The sequence below is a fragment of the Arcanobacterium wilhelmae genome (genome assembly GCF_029632765.1).
Taxonomy (GTDB): domain Bacteria; phylum Actinomycetota; class Actinomycetes; order Actinomycetales; family Actinomycetaceae; genus Arcanobacterium; species Arcanobacterium wilhelmae.
Genome location: NZ_CP121247.1, coordinates 1,847,646 through 1,866,877 on the forward strand (window position 1 = coordinate 1,847,646; position 19,232 = coordinate 1,866,877).

Sequence of the window (19,232 nt, forward strand, 5' to 3'; positions counted from 1 at the left end):
TCATCCTGGTTTCTTTAAAGAAACAGTAAAGACCTCAATTTTTACGCCAATTTTTCACAATTTTCATTACTTTTCACCGTTGAGCTCACCTGAAACATCCTGCAAAAATGCCCGTCTCACTCTTTGAGACCAAATCCCAACACTCAAAAACACCTTGGCGACACCATTTTGGACTAGCTCATCAGGGTATTTCCCCAGCACAAAGCCGTTTTGTAATAAATATGCACAGACTATGAGAAAGAAAATGAGGCCGATCGTCCACACTGAAAAGCGTTTCCGACCACCGATTTCCTCCCTCCCGATAGAATCGAAAAGCACATTATTATGCACCTATTCGGAAGGAATCCCATGAGGAAAACCTCGCGCGGGATCGTCGCAGCCCTGGGAGCTGCCAGCGTCCTCCTCACGCCGGCACTCGCCAATGCCGCACCAAACGATCCAGCAGGTCAGCAGCCTGCATATACCTCATCGACAGCTAGCGTTTCGACGCAGGCAACCACCGACGCCGACAAGGCCCTGATTGCGGCCGCAATTGCACACGCAGCCACCGCGAGCGAAAAGGACGCCACACCAGCACCCGCCGCGACCACCGATCCGACGCCGGCACCGCAGCCAAGCGCGACCCCAACTGCCGAGCCAAGCCCGTCGTCGTCGGCAAGCCCGAGCGCCGACCCAACCACAGCGCCGTCGGCGCAGCCGAGCGCCACCCCGGCGCCTGAGCCGTCAATCACGCCGACCACCGCGCCAACCACGGACGCGACTGCCTCGCCGTCGGCGGAACCCAGCCCGTCGGCTAGCCCGAGCGAAACTCCCGCTCCAGCGCCGAACGCAGACCCGACGCCGTCGGCTAGCCCGACCTACGATCCGGCACCGAAGTGGGACTCGTTCGCGAAGGATAAGCCGGAGTACCCGGAGTCGGCCAAGCAATTCGACCCGGACGGCGACGGCAAATACGTGATCCCCGAGCCAGTCCAAGGCGGCAAAGGTGCCGGCGCGGTCCCGGCGGGGCTCGAGAAGTACTACAACCAGAAAATCCAGTGGGGTAAGTGCGACCTGCCCGACCTCATCACCGACGACAACGGCAAGCAGTACACCGCAAACGACGGCGCGACCGTCAGCCCGGAAGGCGTGAAGACAACCCGGATCGCACGTAACGTCGAGTGTGGTTACGTGATCGTTCCGGTGGACTACTCCAAGCCCGACGGCGAGCGCATGGCCGTCTACGTCTACCACGCCGCCGCTCGCGACGTGAACTCCGACGTCTCCGGTGATCTTTCCGATCCGAACCGCGCCACGAACGGCCTCCTGTTCGTCAACCCGGGCGGTCCGGGCGGCGACTCGACGACGTTCGCAAACGACCTCGCCTGGGCAGGCATGCGTATGCTCACTCAGGAAGTGGACGGCAAGGTCACATACCTGGACGATCCGAGTAACCCGTATGCGCCGCTGTCGCGCTTCGACATTGTGGGTGTGGCGCCGCGCGGCACCGCACACTCGATGCCATCGATCCTGTGCAACTCGGTGGAAACCGACCGTCTCGCCGATTCGCTCAAACTCTCGCCTGCCGATTACGGCGACTTCACGAAGTTCGTCCACAACGACTGCGTGACCCAGTCGGTCGCCCAATTCCCGGGCATGGACGGCGAAAACTACGTCAACCACGCCGGCGTGATCAACACGGCGCGCGACATGGACGTGGTTCGCGCGATCCTTGGCCAGGAGAAGCTCTCCTACTACGGCGTTTCGTACGGCACGCGCCTGGGCAACCAGTACCGCTCGCTGTTCGAGAACAACATCGACCGCATGCTGCTCGACTCGTCCACCAACCAGTTGGTGAACAACTACCCGCTGCTCAAGCCGTACCAGGACGAGGCCATCGCGCCGGCCGGCTACTACGACGGCGGTCTGGCGCAGCACCGTGCGATCGACCAGACGTTCCGCCACTTCCTCGCGACCTGCCTGACTTCGGGCGAGTGCGCACTGGCAGATAACGCGAAGCTCGATCCGAAGTCGGTCACCCCGGAGCAGATTCAGGCCGTGCTCGACAAGTACACGGAGCTGATGCGCGGGGCCGCGAAGGACAGCTCCTACGTGGCGAAAGCCTACGAGGGCCGCGATTTCACGTTCGACGACATGACGATCGGTACGATCCAGGCGATGTACGCCACCTCGCTGTGGCCGAAGCTCCAGGCGGCACTGAACGCACTCGTTGTTGAGAAGGATCCGTCGGGCTTGCTGGAGCTTGGCGACCAGTACTACTCACGTACGTGGGATCCGGACAAGAAGAAGCTCGTCTACGACGTCGACTCCTCGAAGCCGTACCGTTTCCAGACGCTCTCCTGCCTCGACGAGCTTGCGCAGAAGGAAGCGTACTCTTCGAGCGAGCTGAGCAAGCTTGCGTACGAGGCTGCGCCGTGGCGCTACTCGAGCCCTGAAGCCGCCTCCGGCGACGGCGTCGAGTACCCGGACTACTGCGCCCAGTGGACGGCGTCCGAGAAGGCACTGTCGGTGGTTTCGCAGACTGTCAAGCCGCTTGCGACGCTCGTGCTCGGTAACGCGTTCGACTTCGCGACCCCGTTCTGGCAGTCCGTTGTGCATGCGAAGCTCAACCAGGGTTACCTGATCATCTCGCCGAACCCGACCCACGGCGTGTACTTTGACACGAAGTGCGCCATGAACATTGTGGGCCGCTTCCTCGATGTTGGCCCCAAGCAGTTCGATCTCGACTTTGCAAACGGGCTGTTTAAGGACGCGAAGTACACCGGTGCGCAAGGCGTGGACACGGTAGACATTTACTCCAAGCCGACCGTGGCCACCGAGTGCCAGTTGATCTCGTTCCGTCCGGCCAACCTGTTTGAGCCGGAAGGTACACCGCTGATCAAGCTCGTGCCGGCAACGAAGATCGCGGACAAGAAGAATAACGCGCCGACACCGCAGCAGAAGGCGAAGCCGCAGGAGAAGAAGAACTCCCAGGGTGGTCACGCCTCGGCCGTGAAGCCGAACGCGCCGATGGCTCAGCACAACGCCGCGCCGATGGCACAGCAGGGCGGCCTCGCACACACCGGCGCGAATGTGGCCACGCTGGCCGCGGTTGCCGCGCTCACGATGATCGTGGGTGGCGCCTCGGTGGCGATGCGTCGCAAGGAGAACTGATTCTCCCCGGTGTTTGACCGAAAAGGGGTTGGGCCCGCAGATCAAAGATCTGCGGGCCCAACCCCTTTCGGTCATGCGCGAGAGGTTCATCTCATGCAAGTCAGCCCCGGCATTCATTTACTCATTCGAGCGCGCACAATGAGAGCCGAACCGGCGCCGGCGGGGCTACTTCACGATCGGGGCGAGCGTTGCACCCGTCAGCTCCACAAGATCTTTCGGATCGAGCATCACCTGCGCGCCACGCGCACCACCCGAGACGAGCGCCTTCTCGAGCTCGAGCACGCCAGAATCGATCACCACTGGCATCGGGGTTTGCATCGCGATCGGGCCGATTGCGCCGATTGCGCCGAGCGGGCGGCCCGTGAGCTTTTGCGCTTCTTCAGCCTTCTCCTTCCACTTGCGTCGGTTGCCGACGACGCCTGCGGGCGCCGCGCGTCCGAACGCGACTTGTTGCTCGCTACGCAACTGCGGTGACCGGCGTCGGGAGTACGGCAAAATACTTGCGCTCTCAACTATCTCGTCCCATAATAGATGGCAGATATTTAATTTTCAATGAAAGAAGTTGCCATGGACTCCCCCGTCAACGCGATTGACATGCACGCACACATCTACCCCGCCCGCTATCTCGATTTCCTCGAGGAAATCGGCGTGGACCCCGCAACCACCGCGATCGCCCGCAACATCAACGCGGACGATACCGAGGCCGATATGGCCAAGCGCCTCGAGTGGATGGACAGAGCTGGTGTTGCCACACAGGTCCTCGCCGCTACTCCGCAGATCCCATCCGTCGCTGATCCAGACAAGTCCGCGCAAGCCGCGCGCATGATCAACGACATCTACGCCGACGTCGTCGCCCGCTATCCCGGCCGTTTCCTCGCGCTCGGCTCGCTCCCGCTCCCCCACGTTGAAGAATCCATCGCAGAGATCGGGCGCATTTTCGACGAACTGCACTTCCACGGGATCGCGTTCCCCACAGTCCTGCCCGGCGGGCTCTCGATCGCCGACCCGCAACTCGACCCGATCTGGGAAGAACTCGACCGACGCGGCGCGCTCGTGAACATCCACGCCACCGGCTCCGGCGCGCATACACCCATGATCACGGATTTCTGGCTCACCTGGGTGAACGGCGCTCCGATGGAGGATGCGATCGCCACGCTGCAGCTCATGAAGAAGGACCACCCGAACCGGTTCCCGCACGTGCGCCTGCATATCGCACACTTGGCTGGCGACCTCGCTTTCCTTTCCCAACGCATCGAAGATAACTACACTGACTGGGATTCGTTCGCCAGCTCGCCGCGCGAGATGCTGCACCACATGTATTACGACGCCGCGAACTTCCATGAGCCGTCGCTACGCCTGGCGGTTGAAACGTACGGCGATAGCCAAATCATGGCCGGCTCCGACATCCCCTACTTCCAAGAAGATAAGTACGTGCGCGCGTTTGATTACATTCGCACCGCCAAGCTCGACGACGACGTGAAGGCGAAGATTTTGCGCGGGAACGCCCAGGCTCTGCTTGGTCTGTAGTTACGGCGCACAGCGTTGTACAGTGAGCGGTAGCACAAATAAGAAAGGACTTCTCCATGAGCGTTTCCGACATCCCAGAAGGGTACAAGGCCTACGACGCCGAGGGCATCAGCGTGCTGTGGAACCCGCCGATCTGCCAACATTCGGGGAACTGCGTGCGTGGGAATGGCGACGTGTTCAGCAAGAACCGCCGCCCCTGGATCGATCCGGCCGCCGCTGACGCCGAAGAGATCGCCGCGATCATCGACACCTGCCCCTCCGGCGCACTCAAATACATCCTGCATAAGGAAAGCTGAACGTTGCACGAATGAACGGTGGGGCTCGGAAGCTCATGCTTCCGGGCCCCACCGTTCGATCTGTGCGGTTTTCTTTTTGTTTGGCTGACGCCCGCGTACCCGTTTCCCGACGACGCCGGGGCGTGGCACACGCTGTTCGCTAGGCGGCCGTGGGCGCCAGGGCTTCGTCTGCCGGGAGCTCAGCGCGGTGCGAAAGACGAACCTTCGAGGCGAACAGCGAGATCGCGAACGCCACGATTGTCCACATCACCAGCACCAACACCGTTCGGCCCACGATTCCATCCACCCCAGAGCCTGCGATCATCGAACGGAATGCAAGTTGCGTATCGCTCATCGGCAGGAACGGATGCACCCATTGGAAGAACGCCGGGGCAGTTTCGATCGGGAAGGTTGCACCCATCGTGGTGATCTGGAGGCAGAGCAGGACGATCGAGAGGAAGCGACCACGGAACGCGAACGCCGCCACACACGCCTGGTTGATGGCCATGAAGCAGATCGAGGAAAGAATCGCGAGAGCAGTGAGCCCGACAATGTTGGAAGCGTGGAGCTCACCCATCCAGTTCACTACGAGCATCATGACGGCGGCCTGCACGATCGCGATCAGTGTTGCGGTGGTTGCCGGGCGGGTAACCGCCGCAACCCAACGCTTCGGACCCATCGCCTTATCAAGGGCCGGGAGCACAAGGAACAGCGCGATCGTGCCGATCCATAATGCGAGCGACATGAACATCGGCGTGAAGCCGGCGCCATCATTTGCCACAGCGTGGCCGCGGATCGGATCGACCTTCACAATATTCGAGGCCGTATTTGCCACGTTATCGCGATCCGATTGACTCAGCGCGGGGATCTTGTCCGTCCCTTCGCGTAGTCCATCGGCAAGCTTCGTGGCGCCGTCGTCGAGTTTCGCAGCTCCGTCCTTCGCCTTCGTGGAACCATCCGCGAGCGCAGATGCGCCGTTCACCGCCTGGAGGGTTCCGTTCGCCAGCGTCTCCAGCCCGGTGGCGAGCTGGTTTGCCGCGCCAGCTGCTGTAGCAGAACCCGCCTTCAACTTTCCAAGGCCGTGCGAGAGTGCGCCCGCGCCCTGATTAAGCTGGGTGGCACCATCCTTCAACACGCCGACGCCCTGTGTGAGCGCAGGCATATTGCCGTTCAGTTGCCCCAGCCCGCCACGGAGCTGATCTGCGCCAGCGGTGAGCTCGCCCGATTTGCTCGACAGCTCACTCACTCCGGTACGGAGCGCGTTGAGCGCACCGGCAAGAGTGTTTGGATCGGTCGAGTTCGCCGCACCAACCGAGGCTGCGAGCTGATCGATGCCCCCACTGAGCTTCACTGCACCTACACCAAGTTGATCCGCGCCAGCGGACAGCTTGGCCGCGCCATCGCCTGCGGCCTGTGCACCAGCAGCGAGCTTGGCAGCGCCTTGGTTGAGCGCCGCGGCACCCTTCCCTGCCTCACCGATTCCTGCCTGCAGTTTCTTCGCCCCAGCCGAGAGCTGATCGACGCCTTGGCTTAATGTGCCGAGCTGTTCTATCCCCTGACCGGCGGCCGTGAGCCCTCCAGCGAGCTGCGTCGCTCCAGCGTTCAATTCACCATTCTTTGCCGCAAGCTGTGCGAGCCCTGCACACACGAGACCCTTGTCGCCAGTGAGTTTGCACAGGCCGGCAAGCTTTTCCACGCCGCCGGTGTAATCAGCTACACCCTTCTGGAGTGCGGCGGCACCCTTGACTGCTTCCCCGAATTTCGCAGTATCGATACCGTTCACTCCCGCCTGGAGCTTCGCAAGCCCATCAACGAGAGCACTGCTGCCCTTCGCCAGGGTTTCTTTTCCATCGCCGGCGATTCCGGCCTGGAGCTTATCGGCTCCCGCGGCCAGCGCCTGGGCGCCACCCGCGAGAGTCTCCTGGCCACCAGCCAGCGAACCCGACAGCTGCCCGAGCCCCGCCTGGAGCCCCGCGATTCCGGCAGCAAGCGAGGTTTGCGCGCTCGCAGGATCCGACGGCGAGAAATCGCCTGCCGTTCCGACGCCGGCTTTAAGCTGCGCAAGCGCCGCCGGGAGGCCCGGCTTCTCGCCGCCAGCGATCGCATTGTCGTAAATCTTGAGCACACCAACGCCCGCCTGGCCGACACCGTCGGTGTACTTTCGCACGCCATCCGCGAGAGTTCCCGAACCGGTAGTCAGCTTCCCGACGCCGGTGGCGAGCTCGCCCGCCTTCGCATCGAGTTCCGAAGTCCCGGCAGTGAGCCGACCAGTACCATCTGCGAGCTTGGCCGCGCCAGCATTCGCATCTGCAACCCCGCCGTCGAGCGTACCCAGGCCATCTGCAAGCTTCGACGAGCCGTTCGCCGCCTTGTCCGCGCCGGTTCGCAGCGCGGTGATACCGGTTTCCAGCTTGACAGAGCCATCCTCAAGATCGCCGATTCCCACGGTGAGCTCGCCCGTGCCGTCTGCGAGCTTCGCCGCGCCATCACTCGCATCACTCATGCCACTACGGATCTCATCCACGCTCAGCAGAACACGGCCCAAGATGCGATCCGCACCGCGCGCGTTGATCCGCTCCGTCATCTGCGACGCCACCGACTTGGCAAGCGTCCCAGCCAAATAGTTCACGCCGTCATCCGTGACCAGCCGCAACGTCTGCGTCGAAGCCGACGTGGGTTGCGTGCCACCCACGCGAGCGACCTCGCGCGTAAACCCACTCGGAATATAGAGGATCGCGCGCACGCCTTCGCGGGTGATCTCGCGTTCAGCCTGTGCCTTATCCATCCGCTTCCACGTGAAGCCCACATCCTCACCCGGCTTCGGATCCGTGAGTGCATCCGTCAGTTCCTTGCCGAGGTTCAGCTCCTCACTCTTCCCCGTAATCAACGTGGCGATATACGCCTGATCCTCGTTCACCACCGCGGCCGTGATCTTGTTCAGACGATGTGTGGGGTTTTGGTACGTCATCGTGAGCAACCCTGCATAGAGCAGCGGAATCACAAAAACCGCGATCAACACGATCGTCGTGGCCAAACGAGGCCCCTTCATGCGCGTCATCATCAGTGAAATTCTCCTTGAACTCATCAACTGAAGAACACGATATACCTGTGTATCCTTTCAATTCAATACACCCCTGTATCGAGTGATGAGGTAAACTTTCATCCCAGAGAATGACCGGGCTCCCACCCCCAGGAGCCCATCGAAAAGCCGCCCACACCGGCGTCGGGAGGCAACAAGGAGGCAGAAAGTGACACAGTCCGCCCGTCAAAGCGCAGTCGAACAGCTCCTCGAGGGCGCGCTCTCGCAGCGCCGTCTCAACACCCGCTCGCGCCTGCTCGAGGCAGGCGCACGCCTCGTCGTGACCAACGGGATCCTCGGCACCTCCGTCGGCGATATCACGAAAGAGGCCGGCTTTTCGCGCGGCGCGTTCTACTCCAACTTCCGCGATATGGACCACTTCGTCCAGACCCTCGCGAAGGAGCAATGGGATCAGATTTTGGGTGCGCTCGAGGAGGCTTTCAAGGAACCCGCCGGCTCCGTTCCTGCCACGTCTTCCGACGACGCCGAAGCGCGGGCCCGTCTTGCGGAGCTCGGCGCGCGCATCGTGGCGGCAATCCCACTTTCGCGCGAAACCTCACTTCTGCTCACCGAGTTTTCCACATACCTCGCACGCGCAGAAAATAAGGACACCCCGCTACGCGCCGGCGCAGACGCCTTCGCCGCCCAGCTCGCCGAGATCATCGACACCCGCCTCTCCACCATCGGCCGGCGCGCAACGCTCTCCACGCAAGATATGGTGCAAGTGATACTCGCGGTGGCCGAACGCTCCATCACGCAAGCCCTCACGCGTGGCGAATCGAACTACACGGACCTGCTCGTGCGCACGCTGCCCGAAATTTTGGTGAGATTGACGAAACCAACTACGGAAGAAACACTCACTTCCGCACAAGCATTCACCAAGCGCGCTCGAGCGCGAGAAACGCTCGACCCACGCTCTGCAGACGAAATCTTCGGCTACGACGCCGACGGCCTCCCATCGTAGGAGGCGCTAGCCGCGCCTCCACTCCCATTCCTCGACGGCGTCGGCGAGGAACGGGCGTAGAGATTCTTTCACACGCGCCCATGAGCGCGTGCCAAGCCCGGCAAGCCAGCCATGGAACGTGCCAGGAAAGGCATGCAACTCAACTTTCGCACCGGCGTCGGCGAGGGCGGTGTACCAGGCGATACCTTCGTCGCGCAGGGTATCGACCGGATTCACGCCGATCCACACGAGCGGGAACCCAGCGCTGACCTGCGAAATCGGCGGCTCAATCACGCCCCGATCCGTACCTGGCGCAAAGTACGCGTCCCAGGAAAACTCTGCGGCCTCGCGGCTCCACGTTGCCGCACCCGCGTACGTTTCAAACGAGCCCGTGTCCATGCGCGCACTCAGGCACGGCTCAAGCGCAATCACGCCGGCGAGCCGCGCCAGCTCGGCGTCGGACAGGCGCGCGAGCAGCTGGCGGATCATGCCCGAGCCCGCCGAATCGCCATACAGCACCACAGGCACGCCCTCGAACCACTCGAAAACCGCGCGCAGCGCCGTCGCCGTATCCTCAAGGCCGCCCGGATGCGGGTAATCGGGCGCGAGCGCGTAGTCCGGCGCGGCCGTGACCAGCGCTTTCTCGCCGCCTGGCCACAGGTACTCACTGAACTCGGCGATCAACTCCAGGCAGCGCGCGTCCTCGAACTTCGCGCGCCCAGCGACGTAGCCGCCGCCGTGGATCACGAACATCACGGCACCGGCAGGCACGCCCTCGCGCGCGATCACTCGCACTTCGACGTCGCGCCCGGTCGGCTCCGGCTCGCTATGCGCCGCCGGCTCGGCGGGCTCGGACGCGCCTTGCGGCGCCGACGTCGGGAGCCGGAAACTGGCCACGTACCGCGACTCGCGCACGTACCCGGCCGGCAGCGGCGGCTCCACGAACGCCGCCTCGCTCGCCTCGCGCCAGACGCAAAAGTCCGCGTTCACGTCCGGCGGGTTCGCCTCCACCAACGCCGCAAGCTCCGGATCCACGTACGGGCGGGCGTCTCCCCCAATGCTGACCATGCGCAACTCCTTAAAAAGACGCGCCGACGCCGATGCGGAGAGGAATGCACCGGCGTCGGCGAAAACTGTCAGCGGTTAGCGACCGCGTCCACGAACCAGCTGGTAATCGACGTGGGATGGGTGATCCCCGTGCCGACGACGACGGCGTACGCGCCGGCGTCCATGACGGCGGCAGCGTCGGCGGGCGTGTGAACGCGACCCTCGCACAGCACCGGAACGTCAGGGAATGCCTCGACCATCTGGGTGAGCAGCTCGAAATCCGGGCCTGTCGACTTCTCGCGCTCGCCCGTGTAACCGGCAAGCGTCGTCGAAATAATGTCCGAACCCGCTTCTACTGCCATTTTGGCATCCTCGAACGAACCACAATCGGCCATCACGAGCGTGCCGTCCTCGTGCAGTGCCGCCACTGTTTCAGCGTAGGTGCGCCCATCGGGGCGCGGGCGGCGGGTGGCGTCAATCGCCACGATATCCGAACCGGCGAGGCGGCAGGCGCGGGCGTGGTGCAGGGTCGGCGTGATAAACACGCCCTCGTGCCCTTCCTTCCACAGGCCGATCACGGGGATCTCCACGCGGCCCTTGATTGCCGAAATGTCGGCCAGGCCCTGGCAGCGGATCGCGGCCGCGCCACCAAGTTCCGCCGCGCGCGCGATCTGCGCCATCGTTTCCGGGTTGCGCATCGGTTCGCCCGGATAGGCCTGCACGGACACCACGAGCTTTCCGCGAAGCTGTTCAATGATCGGATGCATGTTTCCTCGATTCTGCCGGGGTTTCCGGCGATTCTCCGTTACGAGAGAGCTTCTGTTGTGTCAACAGACGTTCGTGCCATGAAGTTCTGGTAGGCGCCAAGGAGCGGGGCGTCGTCGCCAAGTTCGCCGCCGACGAGCGGCACACACGCGACGCCGTCCATCGCGGAGGCTGCGTAGCCGGCGCGAACATTATCCCACCAGTCTTCTCCGTTCTTGTTCGCCACCGACCCGGAAATGACGATCACGTGCGGATCGACGCAGTTCGCGAGCGAGCCAAGCACCTCGCCGACGGCGTAAGCGGACTCACTGAAGCAGGCGAGCGCGAGGTGGTCACCGGCGTCGGCGAGGGCGCGCAGCTCGGCGCCGTTCGCAACGTGAGCCTCATCGGAGCGGTGGTTGTACCAGGTGGCGAGCCCGGAGCCGGAGGCGAAGGCTTCGAGGTGGCCGGCGCGCCCGCACGAGCACGGGATTCCGGTGCCGAAGTGGTGGTGGACGTGCCCGAAGTGCCCGGCGAGGCTGTGGGCGCCAAAGTCGATTTCTCCGGAGCGGATGAGTGCGCCGCCGATTCCGGTTCCGACGGCGATGGACAGGACGACGTCGGAGCCGCGGCCCGCGCCGAGGCGGGCTTCGCCGAGGCCGTGGGCGTGGACGTCGTTGATGATCCACACAGGTTGGCCGGTGGCTTCGCGCAAAATCTCGCCGAGCGGTGTGCCACTCCAGCCAGGAAGAGTGTCGGTTGCTGAGATAATCGCGCCGGTTTCAGGATCGACAACGCCGGCGCTCGCGACGGCAACTCCAACGCAACCGTGTTCTTCAACCTGGGCGGCCGCGAGCTCGGCAACCCGGCGAGCAAGATCCTCGCCGCCCTTGGGGGCATCGGTCGGCATCACGCCGCGCGCAAACATTTTGATGCCGCTACTCGCACCCGTGTTCTCGCGCGGATCAAGCACGCGATCCTCGCAACCGAGCACCGCCCAGCCAACCTTCGTGCCGCCAATATCGAGCGCGAGCACGCGCCCATCGATCTCGCTCGCCATTGAACTCTCCCTTGTGTTAAATGCCTGGAGGGGCGGGCGCTTGCCCGCCCCTCCAGGGTTGTCTCACGCGAGCAATCCCGCTTCGCGGAGCTTAGCGGACACCCATTCATAGTTCTCGCCCTCGAGCGGGAGAACCGGAGTCGGCATCTCGTTGGTCTCGAACACTCCGAGCGCCTTCAGCGCGGCCTTGAACGCGCCAACACCAGCGCCGAAGCCGGCAACGCCCTTGACGAACACCATGGTCATCAGGTCAGCCAGGCGATCCTGCTCAGCCTTCACGGTCGCCCAATCGCCCGCCTGAGCGGCCTTCCACATGCGCACGTAGCCGTCCGGATCCACGTTTGCCAGGCCCGGAACCGAGCCGTCAGCACCGCCCAGTAGTGCGCCGTCCACAACGACCTCGTGGCCGGTGAGCAGCTGCAGCGGGTGACCCGCGGCCTCGTTCATGCGAACGAGCCAACGGAAGGAGACGTCGTCGCCGGAGGAATCCTTCACGCCAGAAAGAATGCCCTCGGAGGCGAGGCGCATGAGGAACTGCGGCGAAAGCTTCCAGTGCACGCACACCGGGATGTCGTAGGCCCAGATCGGCAGATCGGTGGCCTCGTGCAACGCCTTGAAGTGGCGGTACACATCCTCCTCGCCCTGCAACACGTAGAAAGGTGCGGTGGCAACGATGCCGTCCACGCCGAACTTCTCGGCCTGCTTGATGTGCTCGATCACGCGCTCGGTCTCGGTGTCGATCACGCCAGCGAGGATCGGCACGCGGCCAGCCACGATACGTGTGGCCTCGCGCAGGATCTCCTCGCGGCGAGCCGACGTCGAGAACGCCACCTCACCCGTGGAGCCCAGCACGAACAGGCCATCGATGCCTGCCTCGATCATGCGATTGATCGAACGCTCGAGCGATGCGACGTCGAGTTCCTTGTTCTTGAGCGGGATTGCCAGCGGCGGCACAACGCCGCTAATCGGCTTAGTCATTGCTCTTTCTCCTTAAAGAGTGGGGTGAAGTAGAGAGGGGGCTGCGCCAAGAAGCTTCTTGGTGTAGTCGTCCTTGGGGTTGGTGAGGAGCTCATGGGCGGGCCCCTCCTCCACGATCTGGCCGTGGTTCATCACCGCGATGCGATCGGAAATGTACCGGACGGTCTGGATATCGTGCGAGATGAAGACCATCGCGAGGCCCAGTTCCTTCTTGAGGTCCATCAAGAGGTTGAGGATCTGTGCGCGAACCGAAACGTCGAGCGCCGACGTCGGCTCATCCGCGATGATCGCTTTCGGCTCGAGCGCAAGCGCACGGGCAATCGCCACGCGCTGGCGCTGGCCGCCGGAGAGCTGGCCGGGCAAGGCATCGAGCGCCGACGTCGGCAAACCCACCACGGAGATGAGCTCGCGGACGCGAGCTGCACGCGACGTTTCGTCGCCGATACCGTGCACGCGCAGCGGATCCGCGAGCTGGTCGGCAACCGTCATGCGCGGGTTGAGCGCCGTGGCCGGATCCTGGAAGACGACGGAGACCACGCGGCCAATCTTGCGGCGATCAGCTGCGCTGCGCTTCGTCACCTCCTCGCCGTTGAAGAACACCTTGCCGGCGGTTGCCGGCTGCAGGCCGATCATCACGTTCGCCATGGTGGACTTGCCCGAACCGGACTCGCCCACGATGCCAACAGTCTGGCCGGGCATCACCTGGATGTTCACGCCGCGCACCGCGCGCACCTTGTTCGGGCGGAAAATCGAGCCCGTGCGGGTACGGAACGTCACTTCGACGTCGCGCAGGTCAATGATCGGAGTGGTCATCGTGCGTCCTCCTTCGAGTTGGCCGCCAACGTTGCCGCGACGGCGGCGTCGGCACTATCCGTAACCCCCGGCTTGGGCGGGATCGCGGCGTACACGTGGTGGTTGCCCACCTTCGTCAGGACCGGACGAATCTCTTCGCCGTAGCCTGGGTGCGAGGAGCGCGGAGCGAATCGGTCGCCGTCTGGGAAGTCCTTCGGGCTTGGAACCGTGCCGGGCACCTGGTGGAGGCGGCCCGAGCCAGCCTCGATCGAGAGAACAGCGCCGAGCAGGCCGCGGGTGTACTCGTGGGTCGGGTGGATCAAGAGCTCCGACGTCGGCGCCTGCTCCACAACCTGGCCCGCGTACATCACCGTGATCTTGTGGGCGACTTCCGCAACCAGCGCGAGATCGTGGGAAACGAACACCATCGCGAAGCCGAGCTTCTCGCGCAGGGAGTTGAGCAGTTCAACAACCTGCTTCTGCACGGTCACGTCGAGTGCCGTTGTCGGCTCGTCGGCGATGATCAGCTTCGGGTCGCGGGTCAAAGCCATGGCGATGAGCACGCGCTGGCGCTGGCCGCCCGAAAGCTCGTGCGGGTAGGACTCGAGGGTGCGCTTCGGATCCAGGCCCACCAGCTCGAGCAGTTCCTCGGCGGAGCGGGTGCCGCCACGCGAGGTGAGCTGCTTCATCTGAGCCTTGATCAGCATGGCCGGGTTCAGCGAGGACAGCGCGTCCTGGTAGATCATGGCCAGCTCGTTGCCGAGGAGCTTCTGGCGCTCGTCGGCCTTCATCTTCAAAAGGTCCTTGCCCTGGTAGAGGATCTCGCCTTCGAACTTGGCTCGCGGATCGATCAGGCCCATGATTGTGAGAGCGGTGATCGACTTTCCACAGCCCGATTCGCCCACGAGGCCCATCGTCTCGTTCGGGGAGACCGAGAACGAGACGTTGTCCACCACCGCGACGTCGCCGTGGCGCGGGAAGCGGATCGAGAGGTTCTTGACCTCCAGGAGCGGGGTCTTGGTGGGATCGTACTGGAAACGATCGTGGCGTTGCGTTTCGATTGCGGCGAGCGCGTCCAGGCGCTGCTGGAGCGACTCGGCTTGCGCCTCGTACGCCTTGCGCGGGTCCAGCAGAAGACGGTCAGCTTCGCGGTCCGAGTTCTTCGACACCAGCTCAACAGCCGCCGACGACGGCGACGCCACCATTGCATCCGTGATACCTTCCGAGAGAATGTTCAGGCACAGCACCGTGATCATGATGAGCACGCCCGGGAAGAACGCCGTCCACCAGTAGCCGAGCAGAACCGACAGGTTCGACGATGCCTCGGAAAGCACGTTGCCCCAGGTCGGAACCATCGTGGCCTGGAGGCCGGAACCGATGAAGGTCAGCGATGCTTCGAGGATGATCGCGTCGGCCACAAGAACCGTGGCGAAAACGAGCACCGGAGCCGCGGTGTTGCGGGCCACGTGGCGGATCAGGATCCACGGTGCGCGGGCGCCAGCCACCACAACTGCACGAACATAGTCCTCACCGTAGGCGGCCATCACGTTTGCACGAACAATACGTGCCAGCTGCGGGGTGTAAACGAACGCGATCGAGCAGATGATCACTGTGACCAGGCCCCACACGTTCTTCGGATCGAAGATGCGCGAGAACACGAGCACCGTGACCGCAGCCATTGCGATACCCGGAACAGCCATGATGATGTCCAGGATTCGCATGATCACTTCAGAGATCGACTTGCGAACAACCGCCGCGATCGAGCCGATGATCGTGCCAAGCACGAGGGCAATGAGCATCGCGAAAATACCGATCGCGAACGAGTAGATTCCGCCATTGAGGATGCGGGAGAACACGTCACGGCCCGCGTGGTCCGTGCCGAACCAGAACTGACCCGACGGCGGCTGCCACTTCTGCCCCACCGGCGTCGCCGGATCGTACGGAGCAATCGGGAACAGGTAGGCGATCACGGAAATCGTGGCAACGACTGCCAGCACAACCATCGAGATTCGTGCCCCCACCGACATGTGGGAGATGCGTGAGAAGCGGGCCTTCTTTGCCGTTACTTTCTCAAGCTTTTCTTTGTTGGTCATCATTTTGCCTCACACCGACCTAATACGCGGGTTAATGAGCAGGTAAAGCACGTCCACGATCACGTTCACCACAATGAACGACACCGCCACAACGAGCGCTCCACCCTGGACCAGGCTCACCCAGTTCTGCTGGATGCCCTTAATCAGGAGCTGGCCCATTCCGTTAATTCCGAAGATGATCTCGATGACCACCGCGCCACCCATGAGGTATCCCACTCGCAGGCCGAGAACCGTGACCGGCGTGATCAGCGCGTTGCGTAGCACGTTGCGGGAAATCACCACAGCCTTGGGGATTCCAGCGCCGAGAGCGGTACGCACGTAATCGCGGTCGAGTTCCTCCACCATCGAGGTACGAACAACGCGGGTCATCTGGCCGATTACCGGAACAGCAAGCGCGACGGCGGGGAGCAGCAGGCGAAGGAACCAGCCGCCGAAATCGACCGTCATTGCGGGTAGCGCGCCCGAAACAGGGAGTGTACCCACGAAGGCGATCACGAGGAGGGCAGCGAGCCAGAACGACGGCGTACCGATGAAGATTACCGACAGCACGCGGATGAGCTGATCAGGCCAGCGATCGCGGTAAAGTGCCGCGAGAACGCCAAGCGGGAACGCAAACACGACGGCGATGATCAGACCGAGGAACGTGAGCTGGAGGGTGACGGGGAGCGCCTGTGCTACCCAGTCCGACACATGGTTAGCGCCGCCAACACCGTACGTGCCGAGATCGCCCTGGACCATTCCCGCGAGGTAGCGGAAGTACTGAACAAAGAACGGATCGTTCAAGCCGTTGGCAGCTCGGTATGCTTCGAGAGCATCGGGGGTAGCTGTTTCACCGAGGGCCGAGTAGGCCGGATCGATGGGCGAGAGCGACATGATGAAGAAAACGAGGAACGACACGCCAATCACCATGATGGGGAAGGCAAGGAGGCGTCGTCCTAAAAGCCTGAGAAGGTTATTCACTGAAATACTCCTTGACCGCAGGAGGGCCATGTGCCGAGGGGCGGGCGGAGCGCCCGCCCCTCGGGCTTAAATGGTGCGCGGCTTACTTGAGGCCGACGCCGATGGTCTGAAGACCAGTGGATGCAATCGGCTTGAATCCGGTGATCTTGCCTTCGTTCCATGCGGTGAGCATGTTGCGGTGGAAGAGCGGGTAGGTCACAGCCTGCTCGGAGAGCAGATCCTGAGCCTCACCCCACTTCGCCTTGGCGTCATCACCAGTTGCCTGGTTCGCAGCCTTGATCAGCTCCTGGAGCTTGCCCCACGAAGCCGGATCCGACTCCTTCCAGTGCGAGCGCTTCTGGGTCCACACGTTGTCGGCGTTCCACCATTCGATGATGATGCCAGGATCGGTGCCGAACACGGACGGATCGCCCGGTGCGAGAATGACGTCGTAGGTCGGGTTATCCACGTCTGCAACGTTCGCGTAGACGTCTGCCGATGCCATCGACTTCACGGCAACCTTCACGCCAGCAGCCTCAAGATCCTGCTTGATCTGCGGGATGAGGTTGGTGACCCACGGGTGATCCGTAGTGGTCAGCGTGATCGAGAGATCCTTCACGCCGTTCTTGGCCAGGAGCTCCTTGGCTTTGTTCACGTCGTAATCGAACTGGACCTTCGCCTTCTTGTAGGCCGGGTTAGCCTCCGGAAGGAACGAGGTGGCCGGCTTTGCCTGGCCGTCCATTGCGGTATCCACGAGCTTCTGGGTGTTGATCGCGTAGTGGAGTGCCTGACGAACCTCAGCCTTGTCGAACGGAGCCTTGGTGGTGTTGAACATCAGGAACGGGTTGCCGTAGCCCGGAACCGCCTCAACCTTCCAGCCAGCGCCCTCGAGCTGGGCCTTCGCCGACGCCGGAACGGCTTCCATCGCATCGATCGTGCCGCCAACAGCAGCGGAGAGGCGTGCTGAATCGTCCTTCAGAGCCTGGTACTTGAGCTCGGCAACGGTGGCCTTCTTATCGCCGTTGTAGTTCGGGTTCGGAACGAGCTTAACTTCGGTGGGGGTGACCGAATCGTACATGTACGGGCCGGTACCCACGGGCTTTGCCTTCAGCGCTTCTTCATCCGAGCCATCCGGAACAACCTTCACGGAAACGAAGCGAGCCTTGAGGTTCTCGAAGGGGTACTTGAGCTTGACGGTGACCGTCTTCGGATCCTTCTCCGCAACCGAATCCACGAAGCCGAAGAACTGCTTGTAGATCGACTTGTCAGCCGTTGCACGCTTGTAGGAGGACACAACATCCTTCGAAGTGACGTCCTTGCCATCCGAGAACTTCGCACCATCACGCAAGGTGATTTCGTATTCGGTATCCGAGACCTTTGTCGGATCCCCAGCTGCGAGCGCTGCTCGGGTGGAGTAATCCGACATGTCGAACTCGTACAGACCCTCGAGGACCGACCAGTTCACACCCATTGCGAGTGCGGAGGTAGTGATCGGGCCGTAATCGGTGGTCTCATATGCGGCACCAACCGTGATCGCGCCGGAAGCTGCGCCACCAGAACCTGCGGCTGCGCCGCCGCCGTTCGAGGTAGTGCCGCCGCCACATGCCGACAGAGCGAGCGCGGTTGCTGCAAGTACTGCGGAAGCCTGAGCCGTACGCTTTGTAATACGCATAGGTTTCTCTTTCCTCTCCATTGAGTCTGACGGAGACATCCTCCATCACGTATACTCAGAGTATGTTGTCAGACAAATCATTGCAAGCCGCAGTCGATGCAATTTCGACCACTTCCAAAGAACGCAGTGAGCAACAGCCCTCTGCACAGAATCGGTCAACGGAGACCATGGATTCGATCAAGGCCTACATCCTGTCCCACCGTCTCCAGCCGGGTGACCCACTCCCCACCGAAGCAGAGCTGTGCTCCTACCTCGGCGTCTCACGCTCCTCTGTCCGCGAAGCGCTACGCAAACTCGAAGCGCTCGACATCATCGGCGTGCGCCAAGGCCGCGGAACCTTCGTCGGGAAAATGTCTCTCCAGCCGCTCGTCAACACGCTCGTGCTCCGAAACGCACTCGAAAACACGGATACAGAACGCGGACGCAACGCCCTGTCCGACGTCGTCGCCACCCGGCGCGCACTCGACCGCGGAATCGCCTCGGAACTCGTTGCGGCCCTCGCCGGCACCCACAACCCCGAACTCCACGACATCGTCACGCAGATGGAAGAAAAATCCGCCCGAGGCGAGCGCTACCTCGAAGAAGATATCGCCTTCCACTCTGCGCTCCTCGAAACTGTCGGAAACGAACTCCTTTCCCAGCTCACGTCCGCGATGTGGCTCGTCCACCAGGCGATCATCCCGCACCTGTCGGCGCCCACCAGCCCCGAGCTACTCCACACCGCTCACGCCCACGCGCTCATGCTCGACGCGGCCGAAGCCGGCGATGTCGAAGCCTACCTCGAGGCACTCGAAGCGCACTACGCGCCACTGGACAAGCTTGTGCACGAGGAGCCGCGGGCCGCCGACGAGCCAGAAGAGGCGAAGTAGTGGGCCCGTGGCTGGCAGGAACACGGCCGCCGGTTCGGCGGGAACCCGTGAACGTTTGGTG

16 protein-coding genes are annotated in these 19,232 nt (G+C 62.8%); 5 read left to right on the forward strand and 11 right to left on the reverse strand.

Annotated features, from left to right (window positions below; genetic code table 11):
* Window positions 1-66: 66 nt before the first annotated feature.
* On the reverse strand, window positions 67-318 hold the full coding sequence (locus P8A24_RS08115) for a hypothetical protein (RefSeq protein ID WP_278058189.1): 252 nt from the start codon (window positions 316-318) through the stop codon (window positions 67-69).
* Window positions 319-348: 30 nt separating this feature from the next.
* On the opposite strand from P8A24_RS08115, the gene P8A24_RS08120 reads away from it, so the two are divergent.
* Window positions 349-3,153 (forward strand): alpha/beta fold hydrolase, encoded by a 2,805-nt coding sequence (locus tag P8A24_RS08120; RefSeq protein WP_278058191.1) that lies wholly within the window; start codon window positions 349-351, stop codon window positions 3,151-3,153.
* Window positions 3,154-3,318: 165 nt separating this feature from the next.
* Here the strand turns inward: P8A24_RS08120 and P8A24_RS08125 are convergent, their stop codons facing one another.
* The gene (locus P8A24_RS08125) at window positions 3,319-3,648 is read right to left on the reverse strand and encodes a YbaK/EbsC family protein (protein ID WP_278058194.1); all 330 of its coding nucleotides are present in this window, start codon (window positions 3,646-3,648) and stop codon (window positions 3,319-3,321) included.
* 72 nt (window positions 3,649-3,720) lie between these two features.
* Here P8A24_RS08125 and P8A24_RS08130 point away from each other — a divergent pair, with 72 nt between their 5' ends.
* On the forward strand, window positions 3,721-4,680 hold the full coding sequence (locus P8A24_RS08130) for an amidohydrolase family protein (protein WP_278058195.1): 960 nt from the start codon (window positions 3,721-3,723) through the stop codon (window positions 4,678-4,680).
* A 56-nt stretch (window positions 4,681-4,736) separates the two neighbouring features.
* Window positions 4,737-4,976 carry a (4Fe-4S)-binding protein gene (locus P8A24_RS08135; protein ID WP_278058197.1) on the forward strand — a complete coding sequence of 80 codons (240 nt, stop codon included), beginning with the start codon at window positions 4,737-4,739 and terminating at the stop codon, window positions 4,974-4,976.
* A gap of 139 nt (window positions 4,977-5,115) precedes the next feature.
* Here P8A24_RS08135 and P8A24_RS08140 read toward each other — a convergent pair whose 3' ends face one another.
* Entirely contained in the window at window positions 5,116-8,016 is a 2,901-nt protein-coding gene (locus P8A24_RS08140) for a YhgE/Pip domain-containing protein (RefSeq protein WP_278058201.1), read from the reverse strand.
* Between the two features lie 187 nt (window positions 8,017-8,203).
* On the opposite strand from P8A24_RS08140, the gene P8A24_RS08145 reads away from it, so the two are divergent.
* Window positions 8,204-8,998: a TetR family transcriptional regulator gene (locus P8A24_RS08145; protein ID WP_278058203.1), complete on the forward strand. Its 795-nt coding sequence runs from the start codon at window positions 8,204-8,206 to the stop codon at window positions 8,996-8,998.
* 6 nt (window positions 8,999-9,004) lie between these two features.
* Here P8A24_RS08145 and P8A24_RS08150 read toward each other — a convergent pair whose 3' ends face one another.
* The 8 genes from P8A24_RS08150 to P8A24_RS08185 all read right to left on the reverse strand — a co-directional run bounded on the left by P8A24_RS08150 (window position 9,005) and on the right by P8A24_RS08185 (window position 18,302).
* Window positions 9,005-10,045: an alpha/beta hydrolase fold domain-containing protein gene (locus P8A24_RS08150; RefSeq protein ID WP_278058205.1), complete on the reverse strand. Its 1,041-nt coding sequence runs from the start codon at window positions 10,043-10,045 to the stop codon at window positions 9,005-9,007.
* A gap of 68 nt (window positions 10,046-10,113) precedes the next feature.
* Window positions 10,114-10,791: an N-acetylmannosamine-6-phosphate 2-epimerase gene (locus tag P8A24_RS08155; RefSeq protein WP_278058208.1), complete on the reverse strand. Its 678-nt coding sequence runs from the start codon at window positions 10,789-10,791 to the stop codon at window positions 10,114-10,116.
* A 38-nt stretch (window positions 10,792-10,829) separates the two neighbouring features.
* Complete coding sequence (locus P8A24_RS08160) at window positions 10,830-11,828, reverse strand: ROK family protein (protein WP_278058210.1); 999 nt, start codon at window positions 11,826-11,828, stop codon at window positions 10,830-10,832.
* A 63-nt stretch (window positions 11,829-11,891) separates the two neighbouring features.
* Window positions 11,892-12,806, reverse strand: coding sequence for a dihydrodipicolinate synthase family protein (locus tag P8A24_RS08165; protein ID WP_278058212.1), 915 nt, complete (start codon window positions 12,804-12,806; stop codon window positions 11,892-11,894).
* A gap of 12 nt (window positions 12,807-12,818) precedes the next feature.
* Entirely contained in the window at window positions 12,819-13,619 is an 801-nt protein-coding gene (locus tag P8A24_RS08170) for an ABC transporter ATP-binding protein (RefSeq protein ID WP_278058214.1), read from the reverse strand.
* The gene (locus P8A24_RS08175) at window positions 13,616-15,691 is read right to left on the reverse strand and encodes a dipeptide/oligopeptide/nickel ABC transporter permease/ATP-binding protein (RefSeq protein ID WP_278060244.1); all 2,076 of its coding nucleotides are present in this window, start codon (window positions 15,689-15,691) and stop codon (window positions 13,616-13,618) included. The genes P8A24_RS08170 and P8A24_RS08175 overlap by 4 nt, the downstream gene beginning before the upstream one ends.
* A gap of 9 nt (window positions 15,692-15,700) precedes the next feature.
* Window positions 15,701-16,651 (reverse strand): ABC transporter permease, encoded by a 951-nt coding sequence (locus P8A24_RS08180; protein ID WP_278058216.1) that lies wholly within the window; start codon window positions 16,649-16,651, stop codon window positions 15,701-15,703.
* 82 nt (window positions 16,652-16,733) lie between these two features.
* Window positions 16,734-18,302 (reverse strand): ABC transporter substrate-binding protein, encoded by a 1,569-nt coding sequence (locus tag P8A24_RS08185; RefSeq protein ID WP_278058218.1) that lies wholly within the window; start codon window positions 18,300-18,302, stop codon window positions 16,734-16,736.
* Window positions 18,303-18,469: 167 nt separating this feature from the next.
* Here P8A24_RS08185 and P8A24_RS08190 point away from each other — a divergent pair, with 167 nt between their 5' ends.
* A complete protein-coding gene (locus P8A24_RS08190) occupies window positions 18,470-19,171 on the forward strand; it encodes a FadR/GntR family transcriptional regulator (protein ID WP_278058220.1) in 702 nt (233 codons plus the stop codon).
* Window positions 19,172-19,232: the final 61 nt, after the last annotated feature.